Consider the following 16520-nt stretch of genomic DNA (forward strand, 5'->3'; position numbering starts at 1 on the left):
GTCCGGGCGCGGATGCGCGACGGCCCGCCCGCCCCTCGGTCGGGGCGGGCGGGCCGGTTGCTCGCTCGGGGGGTTACTTCAGGCCGTTGCTGATCGCGTTGACGAGTTCGCCGTCGGTGGTGTCGCCGTTGAACTCCCAGAAGAACGCGCCGCCCAGGCCCTGGCTCTTGGCCCACGTCATCTTGGTGCCGACGGTGGCGGGGGTGTCGTAGCTCCACCAGTTGGTGCCGCAGTGGGCGTAGGCGGTGCCGGCGATGGTGCCGGTGGCGGGGCAGGTGGTCTTGAGGACCTTGTAGTACTGGTTGCCGGGCTCGACGCCGGCGGCGGGGCCGGTGGCGCTGCCGCCGGGGGCGGACTGGGTGACGCCGGTCCAGCCGCGGCCGTAGAAGCCGATGCCGAGCAGCAGCTTGGAGGCCGGAACGCCCTTGGCCTTCAGCTTGGCGATCGCGTCGGCCGAGTTGAAGCCCTGCGCGGGGATGCCGGGGTACGAGGTCAGCGGGGAGTGCGGGGCGGTCGGGCCCTGCGCGGCCCACGTGCCGAAGTAGTCGTACGTCATCACGTCGTACCAGTTGATGTACGGGGCGGCGCCGCCGTAGTCGGCGGCGTCGATCTTGCCGCCGGTGGAGCCGTCCGCGGTGATGGCGGCGGTGAGCAGGTTGTTCGGGCCGAACTTGGCGCGCATGGCCTGCATCATGTTCTTGAAGGCGGCCGGGCCGCTGGTGTCACAGGTGAGACCGCAGGAGTTGGGGTACTCCCAGTCGAGGTCGATGCCGTCGAAGACGTCGGCCCAGCGCGGGTCCTCGACCAGGTCGTAGCAGGACTGGGCGAAGGCGGTCGGGTTCTGCACGGCCTGGCCGAAGCCGCCGGACCAGGTCCAGCCGCCGAAGGACCACAGGACCTTGATGTGCGGGTACTGGGCCTTGAGCTTGCGCAGCTGGTTGAAGTGGCCGCTCAGCGGCTGGTCCCAGGTGTCGGCGACGCCGTCGACGGACTGGGCGGCGGTGTAGGACTTCTGGTAGTCCTCGTAGGGGTCGCCGATGGTGCACTTGCCGTTCTGCACGTTGCCGAAGGCGTAGTTGATGTGCGTGATCTTCGGGGCGGAGCCCGAGGTCACGAGGTTCTTCACCGTGTAGGAGCCCCAGTTGGTGAAGTAGCCCAGGTTGATCTTGCCGTTGCCGCCGGGGTTCTCGCCGCCGCCACCGCCACCGGTGGTGCGGACCGGGGTGGCGCCGGAGGCGGGGCCGGTCTGGTCGGCGGTGTCGCGGGCGACGACGGTGTAGCTGTAGTCGGTGCCGGCGGCGAGCCCGGTGTTGGTGTAGGTGGTGCCGGTGACGGTGGCGACGGTGGTGCCGCCGCGCTTGACGTCGTAGTTCTTGACGCCCTTGTCGTCGGTGGCGGCGGCCCAGGTGAGCTTCACCGAGGTGTCGGTGATGTCGGAGGCGACCGGGGTGCCGGGGGCGGAGGGGGCGTTGTCACCGGGGTTGGTGGTGCCGCCGTCGCAGGAGGCGCCGTTGAGCTTGCAGCCGGTGGGGGCGCCGGTTCCGCTGCCGTTGAAGCCGAAGGAGACCGAGGCGCCGGGGGCGAGGGTCCCGTTCCAGCCGAGGTTCTTGGCGGTCCAGTGGTCCGCGGAGTTGGTGACGGTGGCGTCCCAGGCGGAGTTGACCTTGGTGCCGGCGGGGAAGTCCCACTCGACGGTCCAGGAGGTGAGGGTGGTGGTGCCGGTGTTCTTCACCGTCCACCTGCCCTCGAAGCCGGAACCCCAGTCGGAGGCCTTGGCGTACGTGGCGGTGGCCGAGGTCGCCGCCTCCGCGGGCGCCGCGAGGCCGACCATGGCGGCCAGCGGGAGGAGCAGCGCGGTGGCGCCCGCAAGGGCCTTGGACCGCGTGTTCGGGACGATGCTCCATGGCGATCCGGTACTGCGCCGTCGCGTTCGAGTGCTCAAGGATGCTCCTCGGGAGGGGTTCGGCGGACAGGGGTGGTCCCTGGCCTGTCGACCCTGCGGGTCCCTGGGTGCGTGGTGTCCCTTCCTCGCACCCACCGCAGTGTTGTGGTGACCCTAGGAAGGACTAGACCAATCGTCAAGTGGTCTGGACCAAGAGGTTGTTGAGTGCCGGAAGCCCGTCCCGGTCCGCCCCGAGCGCCCCACCCCCTCCCACCAGCACCCGAACACGACGAGGACCCGATTGACGCCCGTCCAGGCCCGGACGGCACGCCCCCGCCGCGCGCCGGGCTACGTCTCGCCGCAGGGACGGGGGCGCTCCTCCCGGTCCGGTGACGGCGGGGCGGAGTGCGGGACCGCCGCCCCTCCACCGGCCGGCGCCGGCCCCTTGCACCACCGCCCTCGCGAGCAGGGACCTGCGCGGCCGCCCCGGAGCTCTCGACGGTCGGCTGCGGGACCGTCGCGCCGGCCACCGGTGGCAGACGGGCGTCTCCGGGACCTGCCGGCCGGTGCCACCCGGTGCGTCCCGCCGTACGCCGGCTGCGGCAGCCGGAACGGACCGGGGAGGTACGGGACGGATCGGCCACGACCACCCGGGTCCCCTGCGGGAAGGCTTCGCACCCGATCCGGCTCTGGCTCGCTTTCCGCGGTCCGTGCACGGCGGGCGGTCCCCTCTTGGGAGATCAGTGGGTCGGAAGGCGGGGCTCAGCCGCAGCGGATCGGGCCGTCGACGTCTATCGAGACCGTTCCCACTCGGTCCGGGTGAGTTCGTACTCGACTTCGCCGTGTTCGGAGCCCTCGATCGCGTCCGGCCAGTCCCCGGTGAAGTTCCGGACGAAGGACAGGCCCGACTTCTCCATGACGCGACGGGAACGGGTGTTGACGGCCATCGTGTTCGCGGTGACCCGCTCGACACCCAGGTCCGTGAACCCCTTGCGGATCAGGGCCCGGGCCCCCTCGGTGGCGTAGCCGCGCCCCCATGCCGCCCGGTTCAGGCGGTAGCCGAGTTCGACCACGGCCGAGCCGTGCTCCTCCAGGGGCCGGAACTCGAACCAGCCCAGGAACGTGCCGGTCGCCTTCTCCTGCGCGGCCCAGTACCCGTGGGTCCCCCAGCACGGGTAGTCACGCACGAGTCGCGGCAGGACCCGCGTCTCGATGGCCTCGCGGCTGGTGGGGCGGCCTCCGCTGATGAAGCGCATGACCTCGGAGTCGCCGTCCAGGGCGAACAGGTGGTCGGCGTCGGCCGCGGTGAACGCGCGCAGGGCGAGCCGGTCGGTTTCCAGGAAGTGGGCCATGCTGCGATCTTCACCATGGGACGGCCGGACCTGCCACCGATTTCCCGAGCCGGGGCAGGTGGTGGTGCTCATGCCGCTCGGGCCTCGGCCCGTTCGCCCCGGACGCCCTGTTCGAAACGGGCTCCGGTTCGGACGAGCGCGACGAGGCGGGGTGCGGCGACCGCCCGCCAGCGGGCCTGGGCGGATTTCACGAGCCTGAAGGCCATCGGTGAGGCCGCGGCCGGGCCGCCGGCACCGCGCGTGACCCTGGTCCGGAGTCTCACCGTGCTGAAGGTCGACTCGATCGGGTTCGTGGTGCGCAGAGGGACTGTACATCGTTCGGGTCTGTTCCGCAGTCGGTGGTGACGGTGAGTGCTCACCTGTGATCATCGAGCGTGCATGATGCGAACGCGCTTGTGGAGACGGTGTTTTCGGGGTTGTCGGCGTTGGTCATCGAGGATGTGGCGGACGGTGGCGAGGCAGTCCGGGTTTCGGCTCGGACCCGGCATGTTCCCGTTCCCTGTCCGCTGTGCGGGGTGCTGACGGGAAGGGCCCACGGGCATCACGGCCGGACGGTGCGGGATGTGCCGGTCGACCGCCGACAGGTCGTGGTCCGGGTGAGGATACGGCGGCTGGTCTGCCCGGTCCGGGACTGCCGTCGGCAGACCTTCCGAGAGCAGGTCCCCGGGCTCCTGGAATGCCACCAGCGCCGCACCACGCGTCTGACCGACCAGCTCTCCGAGCTGGTCAGGTAGGCATGCGGCCGGGCGTCCGCACGGCTCACCCGGTCACTGGCCATGCCCGTGTCGTACGCCTCCGCCCTGCGGCTGCTGCGGCGGGTGCCCTTGCCGGTGGTGCGGATCCCGCGGGTGATCGGGGTCGACGACTTCGCCCTGCGACGCCGGCACAGCTACGCCACGATCATCATCAACGCCGAGACCGGTCGGCGGATCGAGGTACTGCCCGGCCGCGAGGCCGCCGCCCTGGAAGCCTGGCTGCGCGAGCGTCAGGGCATCGAGGCCGTGTGCCGGGACGGATCGGCCACCTACGCCGAGGCGATCCGCCGAGCCCTGCCCGACGCGATCCAGATCAGCGACCGCTGGCACCGGTTGGCAGGGCGCGTCATGCGGATCGTGCGGTGTTCCGGGATCTGCGGTCGTGTTCTTCAGCGTGTGGCGGCGGCCTTCAGCGAGGTGGTCAGGCGTCGGTGGGCGCGGGTGAGGATGGCCGGGGTGGTGATGAGGATGATGTCGAGGAGGGCGAGGGAGGCAAGGCGGTAGACCTGCTCGCGGGAGAGATGGACCCCGTGTTCGGCCAGAGCCGGGATCAAATCGGCGGTCTGGAACATGTCCCGCTCGGCCATCAGCCGACGCAGATTCCACACGATCCCCATGCACTTCACCACGACAGTGTCGCCTCCTTCTTCGTGGCGGGCGCCAGCCGTCGCCACAGCGCACTCTCGATGAGCCGGTTGCGGTACTCGTCAGACACCCACGTGTACAAGGCTGTCTTCGAGGCGTAGGCGTGTCCGACCTGCTGCACGAACCGCTCCGGATACCCGAATTCGATGAGGTGCGTGATGTAGGTGCGCCGCAGGCAGTGCAGGTCCAGCTCGACCGGCAGCCCGGCGTGTTCGCGCGCCGTCGCGAACACCTCGTCAGGCGCCGCATCCCGATCCGGCCGCACCGCTCCGTGACTCACCACGCTGGATGCCGCCCCGGAGAGAAGCCGGGCCTCACCTCAGCCGCCCATTTCTCTATGAGGGGGACGATCCACTCGATCTCCGGGACCGTCGATACCGTCCGCCGTTTCGGTGGGCTCCCCCTGGACGCCTTCCCGTACCACACCTCCACCGCACCCACCCACCCACCCACCCGCCCGTACTGCGGTGCCCGCGGATTCCGCCGCAGGTCGGCCAGATCCAGCATCGCCGTCTCCCGACGCCGTGTCCCGTAGGCGTAGACCTGCTTGAGCGGGATCGCGTCCCGCCAGGCCGCGAGCACCCCCTTGCGTCGCTTCCGGCGGGTCTCCTCAACCCGATCGTCGGCTGCGTCGAAGAACGTCTGGAGCTCGTCGAACGTGAGCGCCCGACGCCCGGGCCGGCCCTCGTACTCGGCGACGTGAGCTGCGGTGTTCCAGTCGTGGCACACCTGAACTGGGAACCGGCCGAACTCATCCGAGCAGGCCGCCGCCCAGCCGTACCGCGAGCCGGTCATGAACGCGCAGAACATCTCCAAGTCGCCCTGCTGCCCCCGCACCGTGGACCACACCAGCTCGCCGCGCGAAAGCCGAGTGGCAAAGTACGCCTCGACGTCCTCGGGGGTCCGGTCCCAGGGGTAGGAGGTGCCGGTGAACTCGGCGAACCGGCACACCAGACTGAGCCGGTCGGTGATCGTCTTCTTCGTGAGCAGCCGACTGCGCTGCTGCTGTTCCCACTCGGTCAGCATCGCGGTGAACATCGCCGCCTCCGGATCCAACGCGGCCACATTCGCCGCCCGCACGAGCCGGATCGCCCCCGGCAAACTCGCCCCGCTCAACACCACCTCCGAGAGTTGCATCAGATGCAACATCGTGGCACTGAACGCCCCAGCCCAGGCCAGCACTATCCGACCGTCACCTCAAAGAGCGACAACCCCGTTCCCTACCTGCGCCAAGCTGTCAATAAGCGGGGGCAGAACGATGTATCGAGCCCAACTCCGCTTACTTCGAGTCGAATACCTCGGCGAGCGGCACGAAGTGATCCACGTCGAGGCGGGCGGCGCTGGTAACTACCATGTTGTCGTACTCGCCGAGCCACGATCCGCCCGTCAGCGCGCAATGGTCCGCGACCTGGGGTGCTTCGACGGCTTTGGCCAGGATGGCTTCCTTGCGGGTGTTGCAGCCGTCGGCGGGGTTGAGGCCGGTGTTCCAGTGCCTGAAGGAGTCGCGGGTGTAGCCGGTGCGGGATTCGTCGGCGAGCGGGATCCGCTCGACGGCGTCAGCGAGCGGCACGGCGCCGGCCGGGGTGGGCAGGGTGAGGGGGGCGAGGGCGAGCAGGAGCGCGGTGGAAGCGCGGAGCATGTTCTTGATCACGAACGCAGAGCCAGCCGAACTCGCCGCCGCGACATGCCGGTGGACCACAGGTCCGTCCGTCATCCGGGTGGCGGATTCACCGCCGAAACGATCACGCAGTGGGCCTCGTTGACGCCTCGTCGTCCCGGCTTCTGTCTTACCCTCGCCCCAGCGCTGATCGGCAGTATGGCGGATTCATCTCGCAACGTGGGGGCACGGGGAAAGTTCTACTGCCCGACCGACGCCTGAGTGGGAGTGCGAGCGGTGAGCCCGAAAACCAAGATCCAGCTCTTCATGATGGTGACCGTGGCAGCGACCGTTTTGGCCCTTGCCCAGGGCCTGATGATGGAAGGACCGGGCAGGGTCGTTCCGCTCGTCCTCGGCGGCCTGGGCATCCTCTCACTCGTCATGTGGGGCGTGGCTCTGCGCACCAGTCGGCGGGAATGACAGGGGGCTGCCGGCAATTGCCGAACCTGCCGCCGCGACATGCCGGTGGACCACAGGTCCGTCCGTCATCCGGGTGGCGGATTCACCGCCGAAAGGATCATGCTTTGGGTCGGGTTGACCGCGTCTCGCCGCCGTGGTCGCGTTGTCGGACCCTCATGCCAGGATCCGCACGAACGCACGGACACAGGGAGCGCAGCATGGATACCCAGGGGGCAGGTCCCTTCGGCGACGGCACGGGCACAGACGCGGGCTAGGCGGCCGTGATCGCCTAAAAGAGCGTTTTGGCCTGGCAAAGGTGTTTGGTAACTGGCACGATGCCAGCCGTTTGGGGCCCGGGCTGGCATGTGAGGATCCGCCTGTGGAGTGTGATGTGTGCGGGCGGTCGATGTGGCGGTGGCCGATGGCGTCGACGGTCTGGGAAGAGGAGATCTGGTCCTGCTTGTGGTGTCACGCCGCCACCCATGTGGGCGGCGAGTGGTTCGAGATTTCGCGACCGCCGTATCTGCCCTTGGGGATGCGCTGGGAGGAGGCCGTCGCGGATGGCCTCACCGCTGGCGTCTCCCATGCCTTCGGCATCTTCGACAGGACACTGTGCGGCATCCAGGAAACCGGCATGTCACCGTCCGACCACTGGTGGCTCCCGGAACGGGAAGACGCCTGTGGCGCCTGCCGGGAAGCGGCGGATGTCCTTGATGACCGCTGGCCGCAGGCGACGAGGGGAGAGAACGCGCGCGTCAGCGTGGCCCGGCGGCTATGAGTACTTCCAGTTCGGAGTCGACTCTCGGGTGAGCCTGCGGCTCATCAGGTCGATCATCGCGAGGCGGATCATGGCCTCGGAGTGGTGGGGGTGGGTTTTATAGTCGCGGGCGAGGCGGCGGTGATGCATGAGCCAGCCGAAGGTCCGCTCGACGACCCACCGTCGCGGGATCACCTTGAAGCCCTTCTGTCCCGGGTCGCGACGAGTGACTTCGACATCGATGCCCAGGCGGGCGCCGTGGTCGATGACCGTGGTGCGATAGCCGGTGTCGGCCCGTGCCTTCGTGATGCGGGGGTGGCTTGCGGCGATGTCCGAGAGCAGACGGATGCCGCCGGCGTTGTCGGAGACGCTGGCGGCGGTGACCAGCACGGTCAGGAGGAGGCCGAGTGTGTCGACGCCGATGTGGCGTTTGCGGCCCGCGATTTCCTTGCCCGCGTCGATGCCCTGGCCGGCCGCGGGCACGTTGGCAGAGGTCTTGATGCTCTGGGCGTCGAGAACGCAGGCGCTGGGCTCGACATCGCGGCCTTCGGCCTTCCGGACCAGGCGTCGCAGGAGGCCGTTGAGCTGGCCGAAGACCTCGTCCTTCTGCCAGGCGGCGAAGTATCCGTAGACGGTTTCCCACGGAGCGAAGTCGTGCGGCAGATATTTCCATGGAATCCCGGTCCGGTCGACGTAGAGGATGGCGTCCATGATCCGGCGCAGGTCGTGTTCGGGCGGGCGGCCGATGTCCAGGCCCTTCCCTCTCCGCTCGGCCCGCCAGGCTGTCAGAGTTGGTTCCAGCAGTTGCCAACGGGCATCGGACAGGCCACTCGGATAGGGCCGCTGCTTACGAGGCATGTTTCTGTAGTACCGATGACTGCCGCCCTGCCACAGGGCGCAAACCGGCGCAACCGGGGGCGCGTTGGGATCAGACAGGAGCGAAGGGATCGAAACGGGCCCTCGAAGGCCGTCATCCGCCTCACCTGTCACAAAACATATCTACTGCCCCAGCCGACCCGAAGCGGTCCGCTACCTAAACTGTAATGAAACACCTCTTCAGGGATAAAACGCTCTTTCAGCTCCATCAGGTTGGAAGGGGCTCACTGCTTCACCGACAAGTTCGGCAGCTTCTGGGACTGACGAGGTCAGTCACGCCTCCACTCGCCGAGCAGCTCCTCGACCAACTGGATGGGCACGAACGGATCGAAGCCAAGGTCCCCACTGTGCATAGACGACGCGGACGCAACACCAGAGCCGAGGATGCTCGCCGCCGCCGCGAGCGCCAGGAGAGCGAATGCTTTCTTGATCATGAGTTGAGCATGAAGGAACCGCAGGGATCCGCGCTTCTACCGTCCGAGTGCAGCTCGGACCGGATCGACACAACTGAATAGAGGCATCAGCGTGAGCCATACCCTCACCGACCTGTTCTGCGGCGGCGGTTCCTCGTCGGGCGCCGGGCTCGTCGAAGGCGTCGCCGTGAAGATGGCGGCTAACCACTGGCCGCTCGCCGTCGAAACCCACAACCTGAACCGCCCCGACGCCGACCACGACTGCGCGGACATCTCCCAGGTCGACCCGCGGAGGTACGCGAAGACCGACCTCCCCTGGGCGAGCCCGAGCTGCACGAAGCACTCCGCCGCCCGGGGCATGAAGGCGGACCCGGAAAACATCGCAGCAGAGCGGTCGCGGGCCACGATGTGGGACGTCCAGCGGTTCGCGGAGCAGCACCGGTACCGGTTCGGGTTCGGTTTCGGGTTCGGGTTCGGTTTCGGGTTCGTCGAGAACGTCTGCGAGGTGCGGAAGTGGCCCGGCTTCCGGGCGTGGAAGATCAGCCTGGAGGATCTCGGCTACTGCCTGCACGAGGTCTTCCTCAACGCCGCCTTTGCCGGCCAGCTCGGTGCGGCGACCCCGCAGTGGCGCGACCGGTGGTTCTGCCTGTTCCACCCGAAGGGGACGCGCTGCCCGGACATCGAGCGGTGGACGTCGCCGCAGGCCGTCTGCGCGGACTGCGGCCCGGTCGACGCCCGGCAGACGTGGAAGAACGGCAACATCGCAGGAAAGTACGGACGGCAGTACGCGTACGCCTGCCCGCGGTGCGGGGTCGAGGTGAAGCCGCCGGTCGGGGCCGCCGCCGACATCATCGACTGGATGATCCCGGCCCCGAGGATCGGGGACCGCGTCCGACCGCTCGCCGAGAAGACCGTGGCACGGATCCGCTCGGGCCTGGAGAAGTACGGCACGGCCCTGGTGCCGGTGGAGGGCCGCGACGGCAGCAGCCGTTCGGCGTCGACCGGCCGATGCGTACCTGTACCGGCAGGAACGAGACCGGGCTGCTGGTTCCGGCCGGCGGTACCTGGAACGACACCGCCTACCTGACCGACCAGCCGTGCCGCACGGTGACCACCCGGGAGACGACCGGGGTCGTCGTGCCGCCGTTCGTCGCCGAGCTGCGGGGCGGCGGCTCGAAGCACCGGCCGGTCTCGGACCCGCCCGCCACGGTGTGCGCGTCGGGGAACCATCACGGCCTGGTCGTCCCGTACCACTCGACGGGGGTGGCGCGGGCACGGACGAGCCTCTGATGACGGTGACGACCCGGGACCGCGGGGCGCTCGTCGAGCCGGCGCTGCCGGTGGAGGACTGCGGCTTCCGCATGCTCCAGGCCGAGGAGTACGCCGCCGCGATGGCGTTCCCGGAAACGTACCGATGGCAGGGCTCGAAGCGGGACCGCGTCCGGATGGCCGGGAACGCGGTGCCCTGCAACATGGCACGCGACCTGGTCGCGTGCGCAGTCGAATCGATCTCGTAGGAGGCCTGTCATGGGCGACAAGGCGAAGGCGATCGTGCGTGCCGTCAAGATCGGCTACACCTGGCACTGGCATGCCGCCTGCCAGTGCGGGTGGCAGTACCAGCGTCTGGGCGTGGAATGGGAGTTCGCCGTCTCCATCGCCAGCGCCCACACCTACCTGAAGGGGGTCCAGTGAAGCCGCGGGTGCGCGGCTACCGGCCGGGCCGGTTGTTCGCCCTCTGGTTCATCCCGTGGCGGTACCGGCCGGACTGCCCCTGCGGGTGGTCCGGCGACGTCCCGGCCGAGTTCTTCGACCGCGTCTTCCCCGTCTTCGACGAGCACCGGCAGGAGTGCCGGCGGTCTACTGCTGCATCCACCAGGTGAGGACCCCTCCGAGGAGGGTGGCGACGAGACCGATGAGCCAGCCCGGCACCCGCTGAATAATCAAGTGGACCCCGCCTATGCGGAGTTCGAGGAACGGCTGCTGCTTACCGTTCTCGGGCATGACGGTGCTCTTGGGCATGGGAGTGCCCTCTCTCGGGTGGGGTGGATTTGCTGCTTGAAGCCTACGAGCCGGAAGCGATCAACTGTTCGTTGATCACAAAAGTTCAGCCCGTTAGGGGAAGGAATGCCGGTCACACCTGTTTGTTCAGGTCGGCAGCCGGGTAATCGGGCGGATCTCCCTCGTGGTTTCGAGGGCCCAGGCGCCCTCCGGCTCCATACTTCCCGGGTTCTCACCACCGCTCCTGAGTGCGCCCCCGGTGTGCTCTGGCGCGCCGCCTCATGCGCGGTCGATACGGCTGCCCCGAACCGTCCCAGCAACCCTCGAAAAACACCGTCATGCCCCGGCCCCGACGCATGCAGGTCAACGAAGAAGCGTCCCACGCCCACACCGTCGAACACGACGAGCAGTGGGACTGCGACCGGCACTGACCGTGCGACCCCGTCAAGGAGAAGCCCGTGACCGACCTCGAAGCCGCATCCGCAAGCTCGGCACCACCAACCTCGGCATGACCATCACCAGGAACGGCGTCCTCAACGTCGTCCGAGGCAAGGTCGGCGTCCCCGACACCGGCGCCTACATCGTCGCCGACGGCGTCGTGCACGAGGCGGCGCCCCGGTACGTGAAGGAGCGGCTGTGGCCGGGCGGCCGAGTCTGGAAGTGGACGCTCGAAGCGGAAGAGCCGCTGACGCCCTTCTTCGAGGAGGGGAAGACGTACGGGCCCCGCGGCCGGACCTTCAAGGTCGAAATCATCCGCGATGACACCGCCTTCGGCTACCTGACTGGCGAGGAGTGCGGGGACCGCTGGGCAGTCCGGAACAAGGCCGACTGGGACGAGCTCGACTGGACGGAGGTCTGACCATGGCCATGATGATGCCGCTCGGCGCGGTCGCGATCCCCGCGGCCGGCGCCCACATCGTCATCAACGGTGTGGTGCACGAGCTGGACCCGGGCAGCGTCCACGTCACCTGGGATCCGTCGATCCGTGTCCGGACCTTCGAAGCGCGGACGGTGCCGAAGCCGGTCTTCTTCGAGGCGGGGAAGACGTACACGCGGTCCGTCGACTGGAGCATCGCCGCCCAGGTGGGTGACCTCATCGAAGGGTTCGAGTGCACGGTCGTCGAGAAGGACGGCGACGGCAACCCGGTCGCGTTCGGCCGGTTCACCACCGCCAAGGGCGGAACGCGCGGTCTCGGCATCGACCTCTGGTACCTGATGCAGAAGTACCACTGGGAGAAGGGCGGCTGGAAGGCGGACGGGGGCGGCTGACCTACGCCGCCCGCCACCACCGGCGGCGCTGCTCGGGCGCCGCCGGGGCGACGTCGTCCTCGGACCGCAGCATCTCGCGCGCGGCGCCTACGAGTTCTTTCATCCTCTCGGAAAACTCATCTCTGATTTCGATCTCTCTTGTGGACATGCCAGGAGCGTTTACATAGCCCGCTGCCGCGACAGCCTGCTCGGTAGTGGCGCCTGTGGCAGCGCGAAGAGTGCGCACCGCATTTTGGAACATGGTCGCTCGTTCGTCGTCCGTTGACCCTGGATTGTCGGCGCGGGCGGCAGTGTTCAATTCCTCAAAGGCATCGAGTGCCTGGTGGGCGAGTGCTGATTGGGCCGGATCTCGACCGTATGCCCGATCGACCAGGAGTCCCAGGAAGTACCGCTGCGGGCCTGAAATTTTAGCGATCTCCGCCAACCGCCCAAGGGCGTTGATCGATTTCTCTGCCGCGCACACAACGGCAAAAGGGACGATCAGTTCGATCTCGGCTAGCTTCCGCGAAACTGCCTGCTGCGCCTCGCGTAGCTGTCCTTCGATGCCTTCAGTAGCAGCGTTCTGTTCGTAGAACAGTTCGGATACGCGCCGGACTTCACGGACTGCCTGAATTAACTCGGCGACCTGAACTTGTCGGACCGTCCACAGGGCAGCCACTCGCTGGGCCTCGGCAGCGATCTTCGCCGCCTCCCGAGCAGCCGCAGCCTGATCCCGGCCTCCGTTGGCCTGGATCTTGGCACCGATGATGCTCCCGACGATGCCGCCGACGATGGCGATGGCAGCGACCAGAGCGGCGAAGATCTCGGGGTTGTCCTCGAAGTACCGCCTGAATGCGATCACGTGCACATCATGCCGAACCGGTCGGCGTCGCCGCAGAGTTGCGACGCCACCAGCGACGCTGCGGCGGTACCACCGAGGCGACGTCGCCCTCGGAGCGCAGCATGATACGAGTTTCCTCGATCAATTCCTCCATTTTGCTCTGGAAAAGTGCGCGCGCTTCTTTGAACTGGTCGAGCGTAACTCCATCAGCACGCATGTAATACCTAATCAGCGCAAAACGCTGCTCCCTGGAAATTTCCGATTCCAGTTCCGTCAACTTTCGAAGCGCATTAACACGAGCTTCGCTTCTAGCCCCTTCAGTACGAGCCGCGTCTAGCTCACACTCACGAAGCTCATGCAGAGCCGCTCGCGCATTCAGCACGGCAGGTCGAGGCCCCATCGTGCGCAGAAGCTTGTCGGCGTATGCCTCCTGGCCATACGTCAAGGCATGTTCCGCGAGACCCCTGACGGCTTCTTGCACCTCCTTGACCGCAGCAACAACTGGCGCAGTAGCGACCAACTCAAGGCCGACCTTCTTCTGCACGAGAGTGATTCTGGAAGCGTCAGCCTCACGCTTCAGTGCTCCGTCTTCGTCGTTCTCCCTGTACATCCTGACCGACAACTCCACGTGCTCACGCGCGTAGGCGATGTAGTCGACGGTCATAACCTGGCGAACGTTCCACAAGGCAGCCACCCGCTGCGCCTCGTTCGTAGCCGTCGCCACCTCGCGTGCTGCTGCCGCCTGGTCCCTGCCACCGCGGGCCTGGACCCACCCCGCCGCCCAGCTTCCGGCGAAGGAACCGAGGATCGCGAGGATCGGCACGACGACCCCGAAGAAGGCCGCGTGCTCCTCCATGAACTTTCTGAACCCATCCACCGCCCCATCATGCCCAATCGAAGGGGAAGTTGTGATCGATCCCGACCGGGCCAACGCCATCGCCACCGAGGTGGCAGCCGAGGCCACCTTCAAGGTCTTCAAGGCCTACCGCGATGCCGGCTTCAGCCGCCGCGAGGCCCTCGAACTCGTCAAAATCAACCTGTCGATGTCGCTCCAGCGCGGCATACTCCGAGGCCAGTGACAAGGGGGCCTTCATGGCCAAGCGCGTACACACAGCATCGAAGATCATCCTCGGCGGAGTGGACGTGTCCTAGTACGTCGCCGCCTGGCACGTCGGAGCAGCCGTCGGCGGCGACATCTCCCGCTGGATCGGCGCCTACCACCGCATCTCCCGCGCCCAGGAAGCCGACACCGTCGAGCTGCACATCCACTGCGACAGCGACATCCTCAGCATCAACGGCGCCCACCCCTGGGAGACGGCGGATGCCTGACCCGTTCCGCCTGCTCGTCACCGGCAGCGGGGACTGAACAGACATCATCACCGTCCGCGAAGCCCTCAACGACTACCTGCTCTGGGCGTGGCAGCAGCACCGCCGCGCCCTCACCGCCGTCCACGGCCACTGCCCGGACGGCGTCGACGCTCTCGCCGACGCCTGGACGCGCGCCAACGGCTTCACCGTCGAGCCGCATCCGGCTCGCGGTCATCCGGCGCAGGACTTCGGCCCGTGGCCCGGGGCCGGCCCCCGCCGCAACGCCTTCATGGTCGGGCTCGGCGCCGACGCCTGCATCGCCTTCCTGATGCCCTGCTCCAGCCCGAAGTGCCGCCGAACCGACCCCCACCCGTCGCACGGAGCGGCGGGCACCGCCCTGCTCGCCGAGAACGCGGGCATCCCGACCTGGAGGCTCGCCGCACGAACCCCGAGAACCTCCTCCCCGGTGCGAAGTACGTCTACAAGGAGCATCTCTCTTCGGCTGGCCAAACCTTCATCCACGTCGGCCCCGACCCTGGGGACCTCGGCTGGATCTTCCGCGTCAAAGGCACACGAAGTCCGGAAACCGACTACCCGAACTTCTCCGGCGGCATCGGCAACCTGCGGCCCACACCCGACCCCTTCTTCGAGGAAGGGAAGACGTACGTCCACCGCTACAGCCCGTACCGGAAGCGCATAAAGATCGAGGCCGTCCGCAGCGGTGACCCCGACGCGGAAGTGTCGGGACCGGTGGCGCTCGTCCTCCTCATCGTCGGCGACGGCAAGCCCTTCTGGAGATTCCCCTACGCAACCAGCAGTTCAACCGCGACCACGCCCGTCCGAGAGCTCCCGGGGAACGGGCTTTCGCACAGCTGAAGTCCTGGCGGATCCTCCGCCGGGCCCGATGCTCCACCCGACGCATCGGCACCATCGTCCAAGCCGTCCACACCCTGCTGAACTGCGGCTATTCAGGATGAAAGAGGCTCATTGCGCAGCTAAGACGGTGTCTCACGTGGTGATCTCGTCCCCTGCGGGGCATAGGGGCCGAGGGCGGGTGGACCCGTCAGGATGGCCAGCTGAACCGGCCGTGCACGACGGTCGGGAGAGACGTAGGCATCTCGTCGGTGATCCAGGCGAACTCCAGGGCCGCGAGCGTGGCTCCCCGGTCCGTCCATACGAGGATCTCGCCGACGTAGACGCCGGACGGGTCATGGACGTGCGCGTCCACGGGAACGAGCCCGGTCGGCAGTGTCGCATGCTCGCACGGTTCCCGGACCTGTAGATCGACGCTCACGGAGTCGGGCCCCCAGACAGCGGTCACCTCGGTGCGGTCCAGCTGGTTCCGCAGTTGCGACGCGCCATCGAAATCCGCCGACAGGACGTGCTCAAGCACTGCGCGCTCATCGGCGTTCAACGAGCGCGGGTCGATGGAGAGAGGAGCCATGCGCCCATTCTGAGGTGGCGAGGGCAACCGGCCCAACAACTCCACCAGCCGTCGCCGGGTGCCTGGCAGCGGCATCATGATCGTTCATGGGTGGGGATCTGCCGCAGCGGCTCGTGCCGGATGATCCATGGGCATGGGTCGAGCCGGTGCTGCCGTCCTTCCGTTCGCGCCCGCAGGGCGGTGGCACCGCGCCGGTCGGCCAACGTGCCGTGTTCACGGCCGTCGTGTACGTGCCGACCAGCGGGTGCGCGTGGCGGTATCTGCCACCGACATTCGGATTGTCGTCGGCGACGGCTCACCGGAGATTCTCCATCTGGACCGCATCCGGAGTACGGCGTCGCCTGCACCGCGTGATTCTGGACGAGATCGGAGCCCACAGCGGACTCGACTGGAGCTCTGTGATCGTCGACGCGGTCTCGGTGCGCGCGAAGGGAAGCGCCGGCGGGGCCGAATCCGGTCGACCGGGGCAAAGCAGTCAGCAAACTACACGCTCTGACGGAAGCGCAGAGGCTGCCCCTGGCGTCGGGGTGTCCGCCGCGAACGTCAACGACGTCCAAGCGCTTGGCCCGCTCGTCCCCGGGATCCCGGCCATCCGCTCACGCCGCGACCCTCGCCGGCGACGCCCCGAAAAGGTTCGGGCCGACAAGGCTTACCACTCGGCCGGCAACCTGACGTGGCTGCGAGAACGCAACATCACTCCGCGGATCGCCCGGCCGGGCGTGGAGCACTCCGAACGTTTCAGGAGACACCGATGGAAGATCCAAAGATCGATCTCACGGCTCTTCGGATACCGCCGCCTGGCCGTCCGCCATGAACGAAAGGGCAGTCACTTCCTCGGCCTTGCTGCAGCCATGACCTACTACAAGAAGCTCGCCAAGGTCACCACGTGAGACACGGTCTAAGCCATCAGGCCAGGTTGGAACATGTATAAGCTCTCGACCACAA

General features: G+C 67.8%; 22 protein-coding genes and 3 pseudogenes. 13 read left to right on the top strand and 12 right to left on the bottom strand.

From position 1 onward, the window contains the following. Nucleotides 1–73: 73 nt before the first annotated feature. The 3 genes and pseudogenes from IE287_RS24385 to IE287_RS24395 all read right to left on the bottom strand — a co-directional run. On the bottom strand, nucleotides 74–1942 hold the full coding sequence (locus IE287_RS24385; protein WP_189851311.1) for a glycoside hydrolase family 18 chitinase: 1869 nt from the start codon (nucleotides 1940–1942) through the stop codon (nucleotides 74–76). A gap of 731 nt (nucleotides 1943–2673) precedes the next feature. Next, complete coding sequence (locus IE287_RS24390; protein WP_189851312.1) at nucleotides 2674–3234, bottom strand: GNAT family N-acetyltransferase; 561 nt, start codon at nucleotides 3232–3234, stop codon at nucleotides 2674–2676. Between the two features lie 68 nt (nucleotides 3235–3302). Continuing rightward, nucleotides 3303–3557 (bottom strand): annotated as a pseudogene (locus IE287_RS24395) (IS256 family transposase); the annotation flags it as partial. A 51-nt stretch (nucleotides 3558–3608) separates the two neighbouring features. Between IE287_RS24395 and IE287_RS24400 the strand changes: the two are divergent. After that, nucleotides 3609–4319 (top strand): annotated as a pseudogene (locus IE287_RS24400) (ISL3 family transposase); the annotation flags it as partial. 292 nt (nucleotides 4320–4611) lie between these two features. Here IE287_RS24400 and IE287_RS39310 read toward each other — a convergent pair. The 3 genes from IE287_RS39310 to IE287_RS24410 form a co-directional block, all read right to left on the bottom strand. Beyond that, nucleotides 4612–4899: a tyrosine-type recombinase/integrase gene (locus IE287_RS39310; RefSeq protein WP_308436880.1), complete on the bottom strand. Its 288-nt coding sequence runs from the start codon at nucleotides 4897–4899 to the stop codon at nucleotides 4612–4614. A gap of 11 nt (nucleotides 4900–4910) precedes the next feature. Continuing rightward, on the bottom strand, nucleotides 4911–5783 hold the full coding sequence (locus IE287_RS24405) for a site-specific integrase (protein WP_308436881.1): 873 nt from the start codon (nucleotides 5781–5783) through the stop codon (nucleotides 4911–4913). A gap of 130 nt (nucleotides 5784–5913) precedes the next feature. Then, nucleotides 5914–6273, bottom strand: coding sequence for a hypothetical protein (locus IE287_RS24410; RefSeq protein ID WP_189851313.1), 360 nt, complete (start codon nucleotides 6271–6273; stop codon nucleotides 5914–5916). A 255-nt stretch (nucleotides 6274–6528) separates the two neighbouring features. Here IE287_RS24410 and IE287_RS24415 point away from each other — a divergent pair, with 255 nt between their 5' ends. Further along, entirely contained in the window at nucleotides 6529–6711 is a 183-nt protein-coding gene (locus tag IE287_RS24415; RefSeq protein WP_189851314.1) for a hypothetical protein, read from the top strand. Nucleotides 6712–7111: 400 nt separating this feature from the next. Then, complete coding sequence (locus tag IE287_RS24420) at nucleotides 7112–7468, top strand: hypothetical protein (RefSeq protein WP_189851315.1); 357 nt, start codon at nucleotides 7112–7114, stop codon at nucleotides 7466–7468. Here the strand turns inward: IE287_RS24420 and IE287_RS24425 are convergent. Both IE287_RS24425 and IE287_RS24430 read right to left on the bottom strand, forming a co-directional pair. Further along, complete coding sequence (locus tag IE287_RS24425) at nucleotides 7463–8305, bottom strand: IS5 family transposase (RefSeq protein ID WP_189851316.1); 843 nt, start codon at nucleotides 8303–8305, stop codon at nucleotides 7463–7465. The two genes, IE287_RS24420 and IE287_RS24425, sit on opposite strands and share 6 nt — an antisense overlap. A gap of 287 nt (nucleotides 8306–8592) precedes the next feature. Beyond that, nucleotides 8593–8757, bottom strand: coding sequence for a hypothetical protein (locus IE287_RS24430; RefSeq protein WP_189851317.1), 165 nt, complete (start codon nucleotides 8755–8757; stop codon nucleotides 8593–8595). Between the two features lie 91 nt (nucleotides 8758–8848). Between IE287_RS24430 and IE287_RS24435 the strand changes: the two genes are divergently transcribed. Genes IE287_RS24435 through IE287_RS24445 form a run of 5 tightly spaced genes read left to right on the top strand, consistent with a single transcriptional unit; the run spans nucleotide 8849 to nucleotide 10616 of the window. Further along, entirely contained in the window at nucleotides 8849–9823 is a 975-nt protein-coding gene (locus tag IE287_RS24435; RefSeq protein ID WP_229883696.1) for a DNA cytosine methyltransferase, read from the top strand. 20 nt (nucleotides 9824–9843) lie between these two features. After that, entirely contained in the window at nucleotides 9844–10026 is a 183-nt protein-coding gene (locus IE287_RS38700; protein WP_229883697.1) for a hypothetical protein, read from the top strand. Beyond that, nucleotides 10026–10253 (top strand): DNA cytosine methyltransferase, encoded by a 228-nt coding sequence (locus tag IE287_RS38705; RefSeq protein WP_229883698.1) that lies wholly within the window; start codon nucleotides 10026–10028, stop codon nucleotides 10251–10253. The genes IE287_RS38700 and IE287_RS38705 overlap by 1 nt, the downstream gene beginning before the upstream one ends. Before the next feature lie 34 nt (nucleotides 10254–10287). After that, nucleotides 10288–10428 (top strand): hypothetical protein, encoded by a 141-nt coding sequence (locus tag IE287_RS24440; protein WP_189851318.1) that lies wholly within the window; start codon nucleotides 10288–10290, stop codon nucleotides 10426–10428. Further along, nucleotides 10425–10616 carry a hypothetical protein gene (locus tag IE287_RS24445; protein ID WP_189851319.1) on the top strand — a complete coding sequence of 64 codons (192 nt, stop codon included), beginning with the start codon at nucleotides 10425–10427 and terminating at the stop codon, nucleotides 10614–10616. Before IE287_RS24440 ends, IE287_RS24445 begins: the two co-directional genes overlap by 4 nt. Here IE287_RS24445 and IE287_RS24450 read toward each other — a convergent pair. Then, nucleotides 10594–10755, bottom strand: coding sequence for a hypothetical protein (locus IE287_RS24450; protein WP_189851320.1), 162 nt, complete (start codon nucleotides 10753–10755; stop codon nucleotides 10594–10596). The genes IE287_RS24445 and IE287_RS24450 overlap by 23 nt on opposite strands. A 487-nt stretch (nucleotides 10756–11242) precedes the next feature. On the opposite strand from IE287_RS24450, the gene IE287_RS24455 reads away from it, so the two are divergent. Both IE287_RS24455 and IE287_RS24460 read left to right on the top strand, forming a co-directional pair. Then, nucleotides 11243–11593 carry a hypothetical protein gene (locus IE287_RS24455; RefSeq protein WP_189851321.1) on the top strand — a complete coding sequence of 117 codons (351 nt, stop codon included), beginning with the start codon at nucleotides 11243–11245 and terminating at the stop codon, nucleotides 11591–11593. A 2-nt stretch (nucleotides 11594–11595) separates the two neighbouring features. Further along, complete coding sequence (locus tag IE287_RS24460) at nucleotides 11596–12003, top strand: hypothetical protein (protein ID WP_189851322.1); 408 nt, start codon at nucleotides 11596–11598, stop codon at nucleotides 12001–12003. Between the two features lies 1 nt (nucleotide 12004). Here the strand turns inward: IE287_RS24460 and IE287_RS24465 are convergent, their stop codons facing one another. After that, nucleotides 12005–12844: a hypothetical protein gene (locus IE287_RS24465; RefSeq protein WP_189851323.1), complete on the bottom strand. Its 840-nt coding sequence runs from the start codon at nucleotides 12842–12844 to the stop codon at nucleotides 12005–12007. A gap of 7 nt (nucleotides 12845–12851) precedes the next feature. Then, entirely contained in the window at nucleotides 12852–13700 is an 849-nt protein-coding gene (locus IE287_RS24470; protein WP_189851324.1) for a hypothetical protein, read from the bottom strand. Between the two features lie 31 nt (nucleotides 13701–13731). On the opposite strand from IE287_RS24470, the gene IE287_RS24475 reads away from it, so the two are divergent. Next, nucleotides 13732–13902, top strand: coding sequence for a hypothetical protein (locus IE287_RS24475; RefSeq protein WP_189851325.1), 171 nt, complete (start codon nucleotides 13732–13734; stop codon nucleotides 13900–13902). Between the two features lie 960 nt (nucleotides 13903–14862). Continuing rightward, nucleotides 14863–15108: pseudogene (locus tag IE287_RS39495) on the top strand (transposase family protein); the annotation flags it as partial. An 86-nt stretch (nucleotides 15109–15194) separates the two neighbouring features. On the opposite strand, the gene IE287_RS24490 reads toward IE287_RS39495, so the two are convergent. Continuing rightward, nucleotides 15195–15575 carry a hypothetical protein gene (locus tag IE287_RS24490; protein WP_189851327.1) on the bottom strand — a complete coding sequence of 127 codons (381 nt, stop codon included), beginning with the start codon at nucleotides 15573–15575 and terminating at the stop codon, nucleotides 15195–15197. Between the two features lie 86 nt (nucleotides 15576–15661). Between IE287_RS24490 and IE287_RS24495 the strand changes: the two genes are divergently transcribed. After that, on the top strand, nucleotides 15662–16465 hold the full coding sequence (locus tag IE287_RS24495) for an IS5 family transposase (protein WP_229883699.1): 804 nt from the start codon (nucleotides 15662–15664) through the stop codon (nucleotides 16463–16465). Nucleotides 16466–16520: the final 55 nt, after the last annotated feature.

The organism is Streptomyces omiyaensis, assembly GCF_014650895.1.
Lineage (GTDB): Bacteria > Actinomycetota > Actinomycetes > Streptomycetales > Streptomycetaceae > Streptomyces > Streptomyces omiyaensis.

Excerpts from the sequence above, each read along its gene's own strand:
- IE287_RS24410 (WP_189851313.1), bottom strand. The coding sequence starts at position 6,273 with ATGCTCCGCGCTTCCACCGCGCTCCTGCTCGCCCTCGCCCCCCTCACC.
- IE287_RS24420 (WP_189851315.1), top strand. The coding sequence starts at position 7,112 with ATGGCGTCGACGGTCTGGGAAGAGGAGATCTGGTCCTGCTTGTGGTGT.
- IE287_RS38705 (WP_229883698.1), top strand. The coding sequence starts at position 10,026 with ATGACGGTGACGACCCGGGACCGCGGGGCGCTCGTCGAGCCGGCGCTG.
- IE287_RS24430 (WP_189851317.1), bottom strand. The coding sequence starts at position 8,757 with ATGATCAAGAAAGCATTCGCTCTCCTGGCGCTCGCGGCGGCGGCGAGC.
- IE287_RS24495 (WP_229883699.1), top strand. The coding sequence starts at position 15,662 with ATGGGTGGGGATCTGCCGCAGCGGCTCGTGCCGGATGATCCATGGGCA.
- IE287_RS24390 (WP_189851312.1), bottom strand. The coding sequence starts at position 3,234 with ATGGCCCACTTCCTGGAAACCGACCGGCTCGCCCTGCGCGCGTTCACC.
- IE287_RS24490 (WP_189851327.1), bottom strand. The coding sequence starts at position 15,575 with ATGGCTCCTCTCTCCATCGACCCGCGCTCGTTGAACGCCGATGAGCGC.
- IE287_RS24425 (WP_189851316.1), bottom strand. The coding sequence starts at position 8,305 with ATGCCTCGTAAGCAGCGGCCCTATCCGAGTGGCCTGTCCGATGCCCGT.
- IE287_RS24460 (WP_189851322.1), top strand. The coding sequence starts at position 11,596 with ATGGCCATGATGATGCCGCTCGGCGCGGTCGCGATCCCCGCGGCCGGC.
- IE287_RS24455 (WP_189851321.1), top strand. The coding sequence starts at position 11,243 with ATGACCATCACCAGGAACGGCGTCCTCAACGTCGTCCGAGGCAAGGTC.
- IE287_RS24405 (WP_308436881.1), bottom strand. The coding sequence starts at position 5,783 with ATGTTGCATCTGATGCAACTCTCGGAGGTGGTGTTGAGCGGGGCGAGT.
- IE287_RS24450 (WP_189851320.1), bottom strand. The coding sequence starts at position 10,755 with ATGCCCAAGAGCACCGTCATGCCCGAGAACGGTAAGCAGCAGCCGTTC.